Annotated in this window: 1 protein-coding gene; it reads left to right on the forward strand. The window is 57.9% G+C overall.

Features of this window, described 5'->3' with window-relative positions; translation table 11 throughout:
- On the forward strand, positions 1–184 hold a 184-nt coding region (locus P2081_RS20915; RefSeq protein ID WP_278924710.1), incomplete at its 5' end, for a hypothetical protein.
- Between the last annotated feature and the right edge of the window lie 89 nt (positions 185–273).

Here is a 273-nt window from a genome sequence, read left to right on the forward strand (position 1 = left end):
CGGCGTGGCTGAGGTAAGCAAGTCAAACGTCGAGAGAGAGGAAGAAGAAGCCTCTTCAGAAGATGAACATTCTCCCATGGTTGACGACGTCGGGGAGTCCCCAGAATACAACGTCCAGCTGTCTACAGAGCTAGGGCTCATCAGGCTGCTTGACACGTCCATGGTCTCCTCGCTGACAGGGTAGAAGCCTCTGGCGGCCGCCCCCCCGAACCCTCGCTGGTGACTGTCACAGTCCATCATCGTCTCCTCTTCGTCACTCCCCGAGTCTGCTCT

Origin of the sequence: Pseudophaeobacter profundi (assembly GCF_029697505.1) — a bacterium.
Classification (GTDB): domain Bacteria; phylum Pseudomonadota; class Alphaproteobacteria; order Rhodobacterales; family Rhodobacteraceae; genus Pseudophaeobacter; species Pseudophaeobacter profundi.